This window comes from Aurantiacibacter gangjinensis, assembly GCF_001886695.1.
Classification (GTDB): domain Bacteria; phylum Pseudomonadota; class Alphaproteobacteria; order Sphingomonadales; family Sphingomonadaceae; genus Alteraurantiacibacter; species Alteraurantiacibacter gangjinensis.
Map to the genome: position 1 here is coordinate 1,563,148 of NZ_CP018097.1, position 15,458 is coordinate 1,578,605.

The 15,458-nt window shown below is 64.1% G+C and carries 14 protein-coding genes and 1 riboswitch; of the genes, 5 read left to right on the forward strand and 9 right to left on the reverse strand.

Annotated elements, in window-relative coordinates; genetic code table 11:
* Window positions 1–31: 31 nt before the first annotated feature.
* The 6 genes from sucD to BMF35_RS07685 form a co-directional block, all read right to left on the reverse strand.
* Window positions 32–922, reverse strand: a complete 891-nt coding sequence (gene sucD / locus BMF35_RS07660; protein ID WP_047005442.1) for a succinate--CoA ligase subunit alpha — start codon at window positions 920–922, stop codon at window positions 32–34.
* 15 nt (window positions 923–937) lie between these two features.
* A complete protein-coding gene (locus tag BMF35_RS07665) occupies window positions 938–1,429 on the reverse strand; it encodes a hypothetical protein (RefSeq protein ID WP_047005443.1) in 492 nt (163 codons plus the stop codon).
* A complete protein-coding gene (gene mdh / locus BMF35_RS07670; RefSeq protein WP_047005444.1) occupies window positions 1,422–2,393 on the reverse strand; it encodes a malate dehydrogenase in 972 nt (323 codons plus the stop codon). The genes BMF35_RS07665 and mdh overlap by 8 nt, the downstream gene beginning before the upstream one ends.
* A 303-nt stretch (window positions 2,394–2,696) precedes the next feature.
* Window positions 2,697–4,601, reverse strand: a complete 1,905-nt coding sequence (locus BMF35_RS07675) for a putative bifunctional diguanylate cyclase/phosphodiesterase (RefSeq protein ID WP_236781492.1) — start codon at window positions 4,599–4,601, stop codon at window positions 2,697–2,699.
* A gap of 200 nt (window positions 4,602–4,801) precedes the next feature.
* On the reverse strand, window positions 4,802–5,104 hold the full coding sequence (locus BMF35_RS13875; protein ID WP_064971388.1) for a hypothetical protein: 303 nt from the start codon (window positions 5,102–5,104) through the stop codon (window positions 4,802–4,804).
* A 153-nt stretch (window positions 5,105–5,257) separates the two neighbouring features.
* The gene (locus tag BMF35_RS07685; RefSeq protein WP_236781493.1) at window positions 5,258–6,208 is read right to left on the reverse strand and encodes a cell wall hydrolase; all 951 of its coding nucleotides are present in this window, start codon (window positions 6,206–6,208) and stop codon (window positions 5,258–5,260) included.
* 189 nt (window positions 6,209–6,397) lie between these two features.
* Window positions 6,398–6,596, forward strand: a riboswitch (cobalamin riboswitch).
* Window positions 6,597–6,690: 94 nt separating this feature from the next.
* Between BMF35_RS07685 and BMF35_RS07690 the strand changes: the two genes are divergently transcribed.
* The 5 genes from BMF35_RS07690 (at window position 6,691) to BMF35_RS07710 (ending at window position 11,501) form a co-directional block, all read left to right on the forward strand.
* Window positions 6,691–8,544: a TonB-dependent receptor plug domain-containing protein gene (locus BMF35_RS07690; protein WP_064971402.1), complete on the forward strand. Its 1,854-nt coding sequence runs from the start codon at window positions 6,691–6,693 to the stop codon at window positions 8,542–8,544.
* Window positions 8,545–8,663: 119 nt separating this feature from the next.
* Window positions 8,664–9,515, forward strand: a complete 852-nt coding sequence (locus tag BMF35_RS07695; RefSeq protein ID WP_236781494.1) for an ABC transporter substrate-binding protein — start codon at window positions 8,664–8,666, stop codon at window positions 9,513–9,515.
* The gene (locus tag BMF35_RS07700; protein ID WP_047005447.1) at window positions 9,512–10,474 is read left to right on the forward strand and encodes a FecCD family ABC transporter permease; all 963 of its coding nucleotides are present in this window, start codon (window positions 9,512–9,514) and stop codon (window positions 10,472–10,474) included. Before BMF35_RS07695 ends, BMF35_RS07700 begins: the two co-directional genes overlap by 4 nt.
* Window positions 10,471–11,202, forward strand: a complete 732-nt coding sequence (locus BMF35_RS07705) for an ABC transporter ATP-binding protein (protein WP_047005448.1) — start codon at window positions 10,471–10,473, stop codon at window positions 11,200–11,202. The genes BMF35_RS07700 and BMF35_RS07705 overlap by 4 nt, the downstream gene beginning before the upstream one ends.
* A 50-nt stretch (window positions 11,203–11,252) precedes the next feature.
* The gene (locus tag BMF35_RS07710) at window positions 11,253–11,501 is read left to right on the forward strand and encodes a GCN5-related N-acetyltransferase (RefSeq protein WP_236781495.1); all 249 of its coding nucleotides are present in this window, start codon (window positions 11,253–11,255) and stop codon (window positions 11,499–11,501) included.
* A 58-nt stretch (window positions 11,502–11,559) separates the two neighbouring features.
* Here the strand turns inward: BMF35_RS07710 and BMF35_RS07715 are convergent, their stop codons facing one another.
* The 3 genes from BMF35_RS07715 to BMF35_RS07725 all read right to left on the reverse strand — a co-directional run bounded on the left by BMF35_RS07715 (window position 11,560) and on the right by BMF35_RS07725 (window position 15,288).
* Window positions 11,560–13,776, reverse strand: coding sequence for a M3 family metallopeptidase (locus tag BMF35_RS07715; protein WP_236781496.1), 2,217 nt, complete (start codon window positions 13,774–13,776; stop codon window positions 11,560–11,562).
* A gap of 138 nt (window positions 13,777–13,914) precedes the next feature.
* On the reverse strand, window positions 13,915–14,571 hold the full coding sequence (locus tag BMF35_RS07720; protein WP_047005450.1) for a hypothetical protein: 657 nt from the start codon (window positions 14,569–14,571) through the stop codon (window positions 13,915–13,917).
* 45 nt (window positions 14,572–14,616) lie between these two features.
* Entirely contained in the window at window positions 14,617–15,288 is a 672-nt protein-coding gene (locus BMF35_RS07725; RefSeq protein WP_236781497.1) for a lysozyme, read from the reverse strand.
* Window positions 15,289–15,458: the final 170 nt, after the last annotated feature.

Below are 15,458 nucleotides of genomic sequence, written 5' to 3' on the forward strand. Positions count from 1 at the left end.
CGTGACCTCGAATGAGAGGAATGCGCGGCGATCAGGCCATTTCTTTCAGCATGGCATCGAGCGTGGTGCCCAGCTCTGAAGGCGAGGGGGAAACGCGGATGCCCGCATCTTCCATCGCCGCGATCTTGTCGTCCGCGCCGCCCTTGCCGCCGGACACGATGGCGCCAGCATGGCCCATGCGGCGCCCGGGAGGCGCGGTGCGGCCCGCGATGAAGCCGACGGTGGGCTTGGAACGGCCCTTGGCGGCTTCGGCCTTGAGGAATTCGGCTGCCTCTTCTTCCGCGCTGCCGCCGATCTCGCCGATCATGATGATGGACTTGGTCTCATCGTCGGACAGGAACAGGTCGAGCACGTCGATGAAATTGGTGCCGTTAACAGGATCGCCGCCAATGCCGACAGCGGTCGTCTGGCCGAGGCCCACGGCGGTGGTCTGGTGCACGGCTTCGTAAGTGAGCGTGCCGGAGCGCGAGACGACGCCGACGCTGCCCTTCTGGAAGATCTTGCCCGGCATGATGCCGATCTTGCATTCTTCCGGCGTCAGCACGCCGGGGCAGTTGGGGCCGATCAGGCGGCTCCTGGAGCCGGTCAGCGCAGCCTTGGCGCGCACCATGTCGAGCACCGGAATGCCTTCGGTGATGGCAATGATAAGCTCGACCTCGGCCTCGATCGCCTCGCAGATCGCGTCGGCGGCGAATGGCGGCGGCACGTAGATGACGCTGGCGGTCGCGCCAGTGGCAGCCTTTGCTTCGCGCACGGTGTTGAACTGCGGCAGGCCCAGATGCTCGGAGCCGCCTTTGCCCGGCGTCACGCCCGCCACCATCTTGGTGCCATAATCCAGCGCCTGCTGCGTGTGGAACGTGCCGGTATTGCCGGTCATCCCCTGAGTGATGACCTTGGTGTCTTTATTTACGAGGATGGACATTCAGTCTGCTCCGTCTCAGTTGTCTTCCCAGCTGCCGCCCAGCCACACGCCCGTTTCGTAGACGCTAAGGCTGTACTGGTCGGCCTGCTGCAGGTTTCGTGTCCGCACACAGCGGGCAAATTCGGTGCGGGCGGCGGCGAGAAAGGCGCTCTCGTCGAAACGCTCGCGATAGGGATCGTTGGCGCTGGCCACGGCAGTGTCGAAGCAATCCCGCGCAATGTCGAGATTGGCAGCGGCATCGTTCTCCGGCCCGTCCAGCGAGGCGTATGTGCGGATCAGCCGCGTCCGGTTCTGCGCGCGCCAGTCGATGCAGGCGCGACGTTCGGTTCCGTCCGTCAGCGTAAAAAGCCGGGTGTCGCGGCAATAGACGCGGCGCTGCTGCTCCACGCCCTCGGCGAAACGTTCGGCCACTTCCTGCCGGTCGACCTCTATGGCGGAGGCAGGCGCGGCGACGATCGCCATGCCTGCCAGCGCTGCCAGAGCGTAGGAGGTGAGCGCCTTAGGCAAGGCTGCTATCGAGCCCCTTGCACGCTTCGAGCAGTTCCTCGACAGCATCGGTACTCACCTTGAGGTTGCTCTTTTCCTCGTCCGACAATTCGATCTCGATCACGTCCTCGGTCCCGCCTGCGCCAATCACGGTGGGGACGCCGACATAGAGACCATCGAGGCCATACTTGCCTTCGACATAGCTGGCGCAGGGCAGGATGCGTTTCTGGTCGCCGAGATAGGCCTCGGCCATGGCGATCGCGCTGGTGGCGGGTGCGTAATAGGCCGAGCCGTTGCCGAGCAGGCCGACGATCTCGCCACCGCCCTTGCGGGTGCGGTCGACGATTTCGTCGAGGCGCTCTGCCGGGACGCCCTTGATCTTTGCGTAATCATCAACCGGAATACCGTTGATCGTGGTGTAGCTCTTCACCGGCACCATCGTGTCGCCGTGGCCGCCGAGGACGAAGGCGTTCACGTCCTTGACCGAGCAATCGAATTCCCACGCAAGGAAGGTCGCGAAACGTGCGCTATCAAGCACGCCCGCCATGCCGACGACCTTGTTGTGCTGCAGGCCGGAGAATTCGCGCAGCGCCCACACCATCGCATCCAGCGGGTTGGTGATGCAGATCACAAAAGCATCGGGGCAATTGTTCTTGATGCCTTCGCCGACGGCCTTCATCACCTTGAGGTTAATGCCGAGCAGATCATCACGGCTCATGCCGGGCTTGCGCGGCACGCCTGCGGTGACGATCACGACATCGGCACCGGCGATATCGGCGTAATCGTTGGAGCCGGTGATCTTCGCGTCGAAGCCTTCGACCGGGCCGCACTGGCTGAGGTCCAGCGCCTTGCCCTGTGGCATGCCTTCGGCGATGTCGAACAGGACGATATCGCCCATTTCCTTTTTCGCGGCGAGATGGGCGAGTGTGCCGCCGATCATGCCGGAGCCGATAAGGGCGATCTTCTTGCGTCCAGTGTTGGCCATTTTACGTGCTGGTCCTTCGTCGGGCGCAACGGCTTCGCAGCGATAGTGGCCTTGCGCCCACGCGGGACTCACTACCGGAAATTCGACCACGCCGCCCTAGGCTCCGGTGGCAGCCATTGCAACCGCCAATTCCCGCTGTCTTTGCAATCAGTTCGCAATAGCAATAAGAGGCCCAAATGGCCTTTATTCACGACGGTCGAGAGACGTTCCGGTTCCAAGCGATAGCGTGCCGATTTGGCGTAGTGTGTGGCGGGAAGGATCGAAATGCGACCTTGGTCGCAAGCGCAGGAGCCCGATGCGCGTTCAGCCGGCCAGGCGCTCTTGGGGCAGCGTGAAGTGCTCGCCCAGCCGCTTGGCTTCCTGCGTCAGCAGCATGGCGGCAAGGTAATCGGGCACGGCGCGGCTGAAATAATACCCCTGGCCCAGCGTGCAGCCTGCGGTTCGCACGGCCTGCACCTGGTCGATCGTTTCCAGCCCTTCCGCCACAATCTCCATCTCGAGCGTGTTGCCCATTTCGGCCACGGCTCGAATGATGGCATCGCTGCGACGCCCCGTATGCGGGCCGGATACGAAGCTGCGGTCCACCTTGATCGTGCGGAAGGGGTAGCGATTGATATAGTGCAGCGAGGAATAGCCCGTGCCGAAATCGTCCAGCGCGAACTTCACGCCTTCGCGGGCGAGATCCGCCATGAAGGCTGCGGTGCTGGCATCGTCCTCGATAAACAGGCTTTCGGTCACTTCCAGCTCAAGCCGCTTCGGATCGAGGCCCGCATTGCGCAGCGCGCTGAGAATGCCCAGCGCCGCGCCCGGCGCCTTGATCTGCACCGGCGACAGATTGACCGCCAGCGTCACCTCTTCCGGCCACGCCATGGCCGTGCGCGCCGCCTGCGCCGTGATCCAGTTGCCCAGCGTGACGATCAGGCCGGTATCTTCCGCGACGGGAATGAATTCGTCGGGATACAGCTCGCCTTTCTCGGGGTGGAACCAGCGCAGCAGCGCTTCGAAACTGCGGATGCGGCCGGTTTCCAGATCGACGATCGGCTGGAAGAAAATGGACAGCTCATCCTTCTGGATGGCACTGCGCAATTCGTCCTCGATCTCTTTCTTGCGGGCAAGCGCGCGGGTCATGGCAGTATCGAAAAAGCGGACCTTGTGCGGGCCCATTGTCTTTGCATGGAACAAGGCGAGGTCGGCGCTCTGCATCAGTCTGTCGGCAGAGGTGGCATCGTCCGGCATCAGCGCCGCGCCCACCGATGCGCCGCTTTCTATGCGTTTGCCATCGACCCGGTGGGCGCGCATCAGCGTCTCGACCACTGCGCTTGCCAGCGTCTCGCACTCGGCGCGCGATCGCATGCGCGCAGCCATCAGAAATTCGTCGCTGCCGAAGCGGGCGACGATACCTGTGTCAGGGGCTGCGACGCGCATTCGCCGCGCGGCTTCTGCCAGGATTTTGTCGCCGGTGCGATGACCCAGCGTCTCGTTCACTTCCTTGAACCGGTGCAGATCCAGCCAGATGAGCACCACCTTCTCGCCTTCCGGGAGGGTCGTAATCAGCGTATCGAGCGCATGATTGAAGCCGGAGCGGTTGAGCAGTCCGGTTACTGCATCGGTGCGCGATTGTTCGCGCATTTCGGCAGCGTGCTTCATGCTGGTGTCGAGCGCCAGGATCTGGTCGGCCAGCTGGCGGAATACCGACAGTGTCACGAATCCCATGCTGACCGCGAAGCAGAAAAGCATGATGGCGAGCATGATGAAGCCCGCCGTATCGGCCATGGCGCTGGCCAGAACGATCGGCAGAAGCGCGCAAACCATCTGCCCCAGCGCCAGCAGCGGGCGGCCTGCGCTGCGGAAACACACGCCGCCGCAATAGGCAACGGCATAGGCGACGGCCAACACCTGTACATCCAGCGGCGCTGCGCGCTGCAGCGCAATGGCGGCGATGATGCCGACCATGGAAGCGTATATGAAAGCTAGGATCGGATAATAATCGTGCAGCCAGCGTGCCGTGATGAGCTGCGGATTGGCGCGGAGCCAGAAGGCAAGACTAATAAGCACCAGGCTTAGCGCAGTCAGCGCGACTGCCAGAATGCCAAGCGCGGGAATTCCGCTTTTCATCGCGCAGACCCACGCCATCGCCATGCCGCACGCGCTGGCGACCAGCAGGCTGAAGGGCTGTGTGTGCAGCGTCGAAAATAGCCGCGCGCGCACTTCGTCTGCCGGATAGGCAAGCGATGTAAAGCGACCGATAAGATTTTCGAGACTGGCTATGGGACAGCTCCGGCTTGCGACTGCAAGCGGCGTAGCGCCGAGCCCTGTAATTTTGGTTAAAATGGCCGCTACCGTGTTGGCACGGATAGCTTTTTAGCGTTTTGATAATGTTGGCAGTGCGGCGGTGCCAGTAAGAGAGGTCAAGCGCTGACGGGCGCGTCGATCCGGCTGGCCATGCGGCGATCGAGCGCGCGGCAGATTTCCAGCCACCATTCGAATGTAGGCCGGTCGCCTGCATCGGCTGCTGCCACGGCCTGTCGCCGCGCATGGTCTGCCGCGGCAAGGCCGTGCTGCGCGAAATGGCGAAGGGCCGCGCGCAGATGCGTGTTGTCGACGGCCTTGCCGCGATTGTCGTTCGCCGGACGGAAATGCATGGCCGACGCATAGCCCATCGGCATGCGACAGGATGTCGGGCTGGGAGGAGATGCGAAACGGATGGGCATCGGGCGAACTGTCCATTGCATGGGCGCGGCGAGGCGCCGGAAACGATGTGCCAGCGCTTTTAAGGGCGGGGCGCTAAGCAAGCGTTCGGACAGTTGGTTTCCAAGCCGTTATCATTCTTTTGCGAGCGTTTACGTGCTGTTGGGCTGCAAGGCTCAGTCGCGTTCGATCCAACGACCGGCATTGCGATATTCCTCGCGCACATCGCCCGATTGCGGCAGGCGGTCCTGCACCGGCGCGGCACTCGGCGCGGCGCTGGGTGGGGGAGGCGCGGCAATACCGGGCACTTCGGCCAGCGTGTCGGCCTCGGCCATGGCAACGGGGTCGGGCGCGGCAATGCTCGCACTGCGCGCGCTGGCCGCAGCCGGTTCCCCGCCACGGTAAGCGGTGTCGAACGCGCCCGCGCTGCCCGCAACGCCCGGCAGGCGGTAAAAGATGTGCGCGCCGATCACCGTTGTGCGCGCAAGGCTGGGCGCCCAATAAGGGCTGACGGCGAGCGTATGGTAATGGGTTGAAAGGCCGACCGGCGCATAGACCGAACCGGCAAGGGCGGATCGTGCGATGCGACCTGCTCGCTCCCACCCGCCGCGCGAGGGGCGACGCGCCAGCGATCCATCACAGGTAAAGGTGAACTGGCAGCCCGTTTGCCGCGTCGAGCCCTGGTACACGACACCGCATACCGTGGAAGGCCATGCGCTATGCGCCACGCGGTTGAGCACAACCTGTGCTACGGCGCGCTGGCCTGCATCGGACTCGCTGGCGGCCTCGTAATAGATTGCCATGGTCAGGCATTCCTGCGCGCGCGCCACGTCGCGATCGCTGCCGCGCGCGACGAAGCTGGCTGCTACTGAACCAAGCTCAGGCGACTCCAGCAATGCGAGCTCCGCCGTATCTGGCTGCGAAATGTCGCCGCTCGATATGCCGAGGGCAGGCGGCGTATCTTCGAGGTAGTAAAAGGCCGAACCGGGAAAATTGCCGCCAGCGGTCTCGAACGGCATCGGCTCTATCGCTTGCGCCGGTGCCTGCTCAATCACTGGCTGGAGCGCGGTCTCCGCCGCGATCACCGGCGCTGCAATCAGCGCACCGCCCAGCAGAACGCGTCGCACGGCGAGAGCCCGCCGCGCCTTTCGCGCACGGCGGCGCTCGGCAATGATTTCGCCGGGGGACGGAATGCGCGCATGCTCCACGGCCCAGCCGATACCGGCAATGGGTTAGCCAAACCTATATGCCCCGTTACGGCGTGCCGCGGTGGGACGGTTTCGCCAAGCCTTGTCAGAGCGTTGCTGCGGGCATAATGGACGCATCACGTCATGGGTTATCCGCTGTAACGGCGGATCGAAGAGGGAAGCAGGTGCGACACCTGCGCTGCCCCCGCAACTGTGACCGGGGAGGGCGCTTCCACTATGCCACTGCCGCGCTTTCGGGCGCAGCGGGAAGGCGGAAGCGGCCCGGCGATCCGGGAGCCAGGAGACCTGCCCGTGTACGGCTGTTCGGCTGCGGGCGGGGTGTACCGATGGCCAGCGGGAGAGCGCGTGTTCGCGCTCCCTTCCGTCGTGAGCGGCAATGTTCGTTTATGACAGGAGGTATTGTGCTTAAGTATCTGATCTCAGGCGTTTCTCTGCTTGCTATAGCTTTGCCTGCTGCGGCGCAGGATGGCGAAGACACCATCACCGTGACCGCCACCGGAACGCGCGGCAATGTCGATGCGACGGGGCAGGCCGTCACCGTCATTGTCGCCGAAGAGATCGACGCCATGCAAGGCGCGGACCTCACCCGCGTGCTGGAGCGTGCACCGGGCGTGTCTGCCACGCGGACCGGCGGCGTGGGTGCGCAGACGGCGGTGCGTATTCGCGGCGCTGTGGGCGAGCAGACGCTGGCCATTCTCGACGGGGTGCGCGTGGCTGATCCCGCCGCGCCATCGGGCGGGTTCGACTTCGGCAACCTGCTGAGCACCGATCTTTCCAAGATCGAAATCTTGCGCGGCTCCAACTCCACCATCTGGGGATCGGACGCGATCGGCGGCGTAATTGTCGCCACTTCGCGCTTTGCCGATGGGCTGTCGGCCAGCGCGGAATATGGCGCGCGCGACACCGTCAATGCCCGCCTCGCCGCCAGCCTTGCCGATGCCGATACCGGTTTCCTCGGCCTCAGCGGCACATGGTTCAACACGGATGGCTTCTCCTCCGCCGCGTCGGGCAGCGAGGCCGACGGGTTCGAGCAATGGGCGATCAACGGCGCGGCGCGCTATTACATCGACGGGCGAAGCGAAGTCTTCGTGCGCAGCCGCTATGCCGAAGGCGATCTGGATATCGACGGCTTTCCCGCGCCCTCTTTCACGCTCGCCGACACGCTCGACACGCAGGAAACGCGCCAATGGACCGGCTCTGCGGGCGGCACATACGATAGCGGGCCGCTGTTCCTGTCCGCCGCCTACAGCTTCGCCGATACCGAGCGCGACAATCTCGATGGCAGCGGTGTAACGACCTTCGCCAGCGAAGGCCGGTCGGACCGCATCGCGCTGCGGGGCGAGTGGCGACCATTCGGCCCCACGCTCGTCCATTTCGGCGGGGAGCATGAATGGACCAGCTACGAGACGCTGTTCGACGCAGGCGAGAGCACGCGTATTGCGGGCGCTTACCTGCAAGGCGGCGTGGAATGGCGCGGCATTGCAGCGCATATCGGCGGCCGGGTGGACGACCATGCCGATTTCGGGACCGAAGTCAGTTTCGGCGCCGATGCGAGCTACGACCTTACCGCCGATCTGCGCCTTCGCGCCAGTATCGGGGAGGGGTTCAAGGCGCCCAGCCTGTTCCAGCTGCATTCCGATTTCGGCAATCTGCTGCTAGAGCCGGAGCAGAGCACCAGCTTCGATCTTGGCCTCTCCTATGGTGAGCGCGCCATGCGTGACAGCGGTGTTTATGCAGAGGCGACTGTCTATCGCCGCGACACGGACAATCTCATCGATTTCGTTAGCTGTTTCGGTGTAAGCGGCGGGATCTGCACCGACCGGCCCGACGGCACATACGACAATGTCAGCCGCGCGCGGGCGCAGGGCGTGGAAGCGGAAATCTGGGGCAGTCCGGGAGAGGGCGTGACGCTGGGCGCGGTCTACACCTTCACTGACGCCGAGAGCCGCGATACCGGCCTGCAACTGGCGCGGCGGCCGAAGCATTCTGCGCTGTTCACGGCCGAGTTCGCCGCACTGGAGCGCGGTTCGCTGGGCATCGACGTGCGCGTCGTGGGGGCGAGCTTCGACGATGCCCTCAATACCGTAAGGCTCGACCCGTATGAGATCGTCACCTTGCGCGGGGCTCTGACCGTGACCGACACGGTCGAGGTGTTCGGACGGGTCGAGAACCTGTTCGACGCCGACTACCAGACGGTGGCAGGCTACGGCACGGCGGGCGTATCGGCCCATATCGGAGCGCGGCTGGCGCTGTGATGCGCCGACGCAAGATATCATCATCCTCGCGATGGCGCGGATTCAGTCTGGCGCGGCGGTTGTCGCAAAGCTGGATTCCCGCCTTCGCGGGAATGACGATGGTCGGGTGTTCCGTTGACGTGCCCAACCGAGAGCTCCCTAAACAGCCCACCATCGTCAGTCTCAATCCGTGCGCGGATGCCATCCTTGCCGAGATTGCCGCGCCGGGGCAGCTGCTCGCCATCTCGCATTACAGCCATGCCGAGCGCAGCGCGTCCATGCCGTTGGAAGAGGCCCGCAGGTTTGCGGCCACCGGCGGCACGGCGGAAGAAGTGCTCGCGCTGTCGCCCGACATGGTGGTGGCGGACACGTTCCTCGCGCCCGCGACCCGCGCCGCGCTGGAGGAGGCGGGTATCGCCATCCACAGCATCGGCATTGCGCAAGACCTCGAAGCGAGCCTCGGACAGATCGCGGCACTCGGGGAAGCGACCGGCAATGCGCAGGAGGCTGCGCGCCTGTCGTCCGATATTGCGAGCGCATGGGCTTCCGCTTCATACGAAGGCGAACCCGTCACCGCGCTGCTGATACAGGAAGGTGACATCGTGCCCGGCGCGACCTCGCTCGCTCATGCGATGATGGAGCGCAGCGGATTTGTAAGCCTCTCCGCCGCGCGCGGGCTGGGGCAGGGCGCGCATCTGCCGCTGGAGCGCGTGCTGGCCGATCCGCCCGATGTGGTGATTGCTGCGGGCAGCGGGAGGATGCTGGATCATCCGGTGCTGTCGCAGCTCGACGGGCTAGAACGTTTCGAGCTGGATTCGACGCTGCTCTATTGCGGCGGCCCGACCATCCCGCGCGCATTGGCGCGTTTGGGGGAGATACGGGCTTTGATACACCACCCCCCGACCCCCTCCTCTGAAGAGGAGGGGGAGACTGTCGCTTCTGGCCAGAACCCCCTCCTCTTCAGAGGAGGGGGCATGGGGGTGGTGCCATGACCAGAGCAACCCTCATCTTCGCCGCGCTCCTTGCCATCGCAGTCCCGCTAAGCCTGCTCGCAGGGCGCGTGTGGATCGACCCTGCGACGACGCCCAATGCCATCCCGATCCTGGCCGAATTGCGCCTGCCGCGCGCCATATTGGCGCTCATCGTCGGCGGAGGGCTGGGCGCTGCGGGTGCGGCGATGCAGGGCTATCTGCGCAATCCCTTGGCCGACCCGGGCCTGTTCGGCATCGCCCCCGGCGCGGCTCTGGGCGCGGTGATTGCCCTGTATATCGGCGCGGCGACGGCGGTGCTGTTACCACTATTCGCGCTGGTCGGCGCGGGCGGGGCAATGGCGCTGCTGGCGCTGATAGCCGGCCGCACCGCCAACCCCTCGCACGGCATCGCGCTGTTTACGCTGGCGGGCATGATGATCGCCAGCCTCGCAGGCGCGCTCACCAGCCTTGCTATCAGCCTCTCGCCCAACGCCTTTGCCATGAGTAGCATCGTCACCTGGCTGATGGGCGCTCTGACCGATCGCAGCTGGGCAGACGTGGCGCTGGCCGCGCCATTGTCCCTCACAGGCATAGCCGTGCTGTTTGGCGCCGGTCGCTCGCTCGACGCGCTGACATTGGGAGAGGAAGCCGCGCGATCGATGGGCGTGCAGCCGGGCCGCGTCATGGCGCTGCTGGTAATCGGCACCGGCCTGACCGTTGGCAGCGGTGTGGCAGTTGCCGGCATTATCGGCTTCGTCGGACTGATCGTACCGCATCTGGTGCGCCCGCTGACCGACAAGCGCCCTTCTAGCCTTATCGTGCCGAGCGCATTGGCGGGAGCGCTGCTGGTGCTGGTGGCCGACGTCGTTTGCCGGATCCTGCCGCTGGTAACCGAGCTGCGCCTCGGTATTGCGCTCAGCCTGATCGGCGCGCCGTTTTTCCTGGCGCTTCTGCTGCGGATGCGGAGGGGACTGGCATGACCCTCTCGGCCACAAACCTCATAATCCAAGGCCGCCTTCGCGATGTCTCGCTGACGCTGCATCCCGGCCAGATCACCGCCATTTGCGGGCCGAACGGCGCGGGCAAATCCACCTTGCTTTCCGCGCTCGCCGGCCTGACTGGGGCCGACAAAGGCGAGGTCCATCTTCGTGACGAGCCCCTCGCGGACATCGCGCCGCGCCGCCGTGCGCAGGCTATCGGCTATTTGCCGCAATCGGGCGAAGTGGCGTGGGACGTCAGCGTTGCCAATCTCGTGGCGCTGGGACGCCTGCCGCATGGCGACCGCGGCGCGGACGCCATTGCTGCGGCACTGGCTGCTTGCGATCTCGACGATCTCGGCGACCGCCCGGTGTCGACCTTGTCCGGCGGGGAGAAAGCGCGCGCATTGCTCGCCCGTGTCCTCGCAGGGCAACCGCAATGGCTGCTGGCGGACGAGCCGCTGGCCGCGCTGGACCTTGCGCACCAGCACAGCCTGCTAAAGGTCTTGCGGTCTCAGGCGGATAGCGGTGTAGGCGTGGTACTGGTGGTGCACGATCTGGCCATCGCGATGAACCATGCGGATCGCGTGGTAGTACTGCATGGCGGTGAACTTGCGGCTGACCGAACACCTGAAGATGCGCTGTGCGAGGCTGTCATCGCACAAGTCTGGGGCGTGGATGCCCACTGGGTCGGGGAACCGAAAGCGCGCGCGCTCGTCACCCATAGGTGAGCAAAAGAGAAATCCTTGAAAATCGGTGGTTTGCCCTAACGCGCGATGCCTTGCCGTCCCTTGCGACATCGCGCGACTGGCCGGTGCGTTTCGATCACTGCTTCCAGCGGATATTGCTCGACAATGCCTGCGGGCAGCCGTGGCGCGAAGTGATCGAGGCGCCTGCCTATCGCAATGCGCCCGACAGCCTTTTGCAGTCTGCCCTCACACTGGGCGAAGCGGTGCTGGCGGGCAAGGCAGACCTTCACCGGTTGAACGACCGGTCTCTGCAAATGCGCGGGAAACTGGCCGCCGCCTGACAGCAAAAGGGCCGCCGGATCGCTCCGACGGCCCCTTTTAAGTTGTAGTTCGCGACGGTCACAGTGCGCCTTCGGCTCCGTCGACGCCTGTCACGCCGTCATCGTCGGGGATCAGGCCGCGTGCTTCCAGCAGCGGCTCCACGCGCGGGTCGCGGCCCGTGAAGTCGCGGAACATCTGCTCGTAGCTCTTGGAGTGGCCCGCGCCGAGGAAGGTCTCGACGATGTGGTCACCCATTTCGCGGTTCATGCCGCCATTCTCGACCACATAGCTGTAGGCATCGTGGTGCAGCATTTCCGTCCATGTGTAGGCGTAATAGCCTGCATCATAGCCATGCTCGAAGATGTGGCGGAAATACGGAGTGCGATAGCGCGGCGGCACAAGATCGCTGCGCAGGCCGATCCGCTGCAATGCTTCGGCCTCGAACGCCATCACGTCCGACGGGGTGGCGGCCGACGGATCGAGCGAAGCCCATTCCATGTCCAGCAGCGATGCGGCGATGATCTCGCCGAAGCTGTGGCCCTGGTTGAAGCGGCTGGAGCGGTTGATCGCCTGCACCAGCTCGTCGGGGATGACTTCGCCGGTTTCATGGTGGCGGGCATAACGCTGCAGCACCTCAGGCACGGCGGCGAAATTCTCGTGGAACTGGCTGGGGAATTCTACCCAGTCGCGCGCCGTGTTCGTGCCGGAAATAGACGGGTACTGCTGGTCGGCAAAAATGCCGTGCAGCGCGTGGCCGAATTCATGGAACATGGTCGTCACGTCGTCCCATGTCGCCAGCGCCGGTTCGCCCGGAGCGGGCGGGGCGATGTTCTGCGTGTTGGTGACAACCGGGCGCAGGCCCAGGAGGTGGCTCTGCTCCACGAAATTGCTCATCCACGCACCGCCGCGCTTGCTGTCGCGCTGCATGGGATCGAAATAGAACAGCGCAATCGGCTCGCCATCCTGGAACACGGTGTAGACCGACACGTCGGGGTGATAGGTCGGGATATCGTCGCGCTGTTCGAAGGTCAGGCCGTAAAGCTCGCCCGCCATGTAGAAAATGCCGTCTTCCAGCACGCGATCGACTACGAAGTATTGTTTGATCTCTTCGTTATCGAGGGCGTAGCGCTCCTGCCGCACGAGGCCGGCGTAATATTCCCAGTCCCACGGCGCGAGCGTGAAGCTCTCGCCATCGGCGGCAATCCGTTCCTGCAGCACGGCGGCTTCGCGCTCCTGCGTGGCGCGCAGGGCGGGGACCATGTCAGTCATGAAACCGATGGCGCGGGCCGGGTCGGACACCATGCGATCGTACATCTGCCAGTTGGCGTGCGTCGGCTCGCCGAACAGCTGGGCCCGGCGATTGCGCAAGGCGATGGTCTCGCGGATCATCGGCAGGGTGGAGGTTTCGCCTGTCTGGTTGCGATCCACGCTGGCGCGGTAGATACGCTCTCGCGTGCCGCGATCTTGCAACTGGCCGATGATCGGTACGCCGGTCGTATTGCTGACGGTGAGCATATACTTGCCGTCATGCCCGCGCTCGGTCGCCAGGTTGGCGGCTGCGGCAATCTGGCCATCGGAAAGACCGGCCAGTTCTTCGCGCGTATCGACCACGATGGCGGCCTGGTTCTGGCCCTGCGTGATCAGCTGCGAAATTTGCGAGGAGAGCGTCGACAAACGCCCGTTGATCGTGCGCAGTTCGGCCTGCGCCTCGTCACCCAGCAGTGCGCCGCGATGCACGAACTCCTGATAGTAATTCTCCAGCAGCATCGCGTCTTCCGCCGTCATCGCCATGGCGGCGCGGTTGTCGTAAATCGCGCGCACGCGCGCAAACAGGTCGGCGTTGAGGTAGATGCTGTCATTCATCGCCGCGATCTGCGGGGCGAGGGCGGCATCGGCCTCTGCAATGGTGGGATTGATGTTCGCGCCCACGATCTGGCTGAAAGCGGCGTAGCTGCGCGAGAAGACCTGGCCCGACCGTTCCATTTCGACAAGCGTATTGTCGAAAGTCGGCGGGTTGGGATTGTTCGCAATGGCATCGACTTCGGCCAGGTTGATGGCGATCGCTTCCTCTATAATGCCCTGCCACTCGCCATCGGCCACCTCGTCGAATTGCGGGGCATGCATGTAGAGCGGCGACAATTCGGCAAAGATGCTCGTCGCTTCGGGAATATCGGGATCGTAATCCACGGTAGTCGGCAGTCCGGCGGTGGCGGCCATGTCACTCTCCGGCACGGTGGCGCAGGCGCTGGCTAGCGCGGCGATCATGGTGGAGGCGAGGAGCTTGGATTTCAGCATATGCGACATCTCTTCCTTTGCATACGACCCTTACCGCGCGCAGTGCGCGGACGGGCGGTTTCTTCTGTAACTTGTTGTGTAGAATGTCACATCGCCCCTGCCAATAGGCTGTATGCGACATGCTCGAAGCCGCCCGGCTCATTCAGCCGCAGTTGTCTCGGGCCGGGCAGATGTCGCCTCGGCCAAAGCCTGGCGATTGATCGTCAGCAGGCGTGGACGCCCGCCCGGCTCGCTGGTGCCCAGCCAGATTGCGCCCAGCGCGAAGAAGCCGCCTTGCTCTGGAACGACGGTCATATCTTCCAGATCGAGATTGCGCAGTTGCTCGCGCATTTCGGGCGTCAGCACGGCGGCGAATGCCGATTGCGACAGCTCTGTATCGGCCAGCTCCTGCCGCTCGCCGTTCTCATCGATGTAAAGCAGCGGGATTTCCATTTGCGACAGCATGGAAGCAGGATCGTCGCTATCGGCGGCCTCACGGATCGCGCGGATCGCACTGTCGAACTGGCTGGCGCTGGTGCCGGTAGCACAGGATATGAGCCCGCCCTCTACCATGTCGTGCGCACGGTCGAAATCGCGATTGGGCTCGTCCTGCTGCTCCCACACGACCAGCAGGCAATCGCGCTCCGCTTCCGCCACGGCGCTGGCAGCGACATCGGGGACGGACACTTCCATGCTCGTCATTTCGCCGCCTGAATCCACTGGCATTCCCGGCTCCGGCGAACAGGCCACAAGCACGGCCACGCCCGCCATCGAAGCGATAGCGGGCTTGGCGTTATATGCGGGATCACGGCTCATATTGGCGGATTTGCTCTAGGGTCTGGCGACATGCAAGACCGGAAATTATAGGTTGGCGCGCCCCGCGCTGTCCACTTCCACCGCGCGCGGATCTTCATAGGCTGCCTCCATGAAAATCGCCTGGCGACGTTCACTACGATATTCGAGGCCACGCGCCACCTTTCCAGCGGCTGTCGTGTAGTTCAACTGATCGGCCATGGCAGTGTAATCGCCAGACTGGATGGCGGCATTCAGGCGCGGACTCTTGCGCTCCGACACATTGCCTTCGCCGACATTGTACACAAGATCGACGAGAGCGTCGAATTCATGCTGGTATAGCGGCAGGTCGTTCACGAGATTACGCACGCCTTCCTCGGCCTTGGCTAAGTCCTGCTCGAGAAATTCCAGCGCTTGCTCGTAGGTAATGCGGTCACCGACCGACAATCCGTCTTCCGGCAGGACCAGATGACCGACACCGACAGTGGGATACCCGGCGACATCGCGATATACGGTCAGTCGCACGCCTTCTTCTTCGGCCAGCGCCTCTTTCATCGTGTCACTCACCTTCAGGTTAGCAACATCGACCCGCTCTTTCGTCGCATCGATTTGGTCTTCCAGCATCATCTGAGCGCTGGCATATTTCGGCCCTGCTTGCGCAGCATCATACGGGCTTACCGCTGCGGTGCTGAGAGTGAGAGCGGCGGCTGACATGGCGAGGGCTGCCTTGCGCTTGCGCATTCTGCCACGCATTCCCTGTCCGCTGCTCTTCCGCCTTCTGCTGCGCATCCGCGCAATAAGTTCACTGACCATCTGGCTGCGCATCCAACGCATAGCCGGGCGTAGTTCGTCCGCCGCCTTGCTATCCTTACCGGATGGCGGCGGTGGAGGATGGCTGGCGCCTTCCTTCG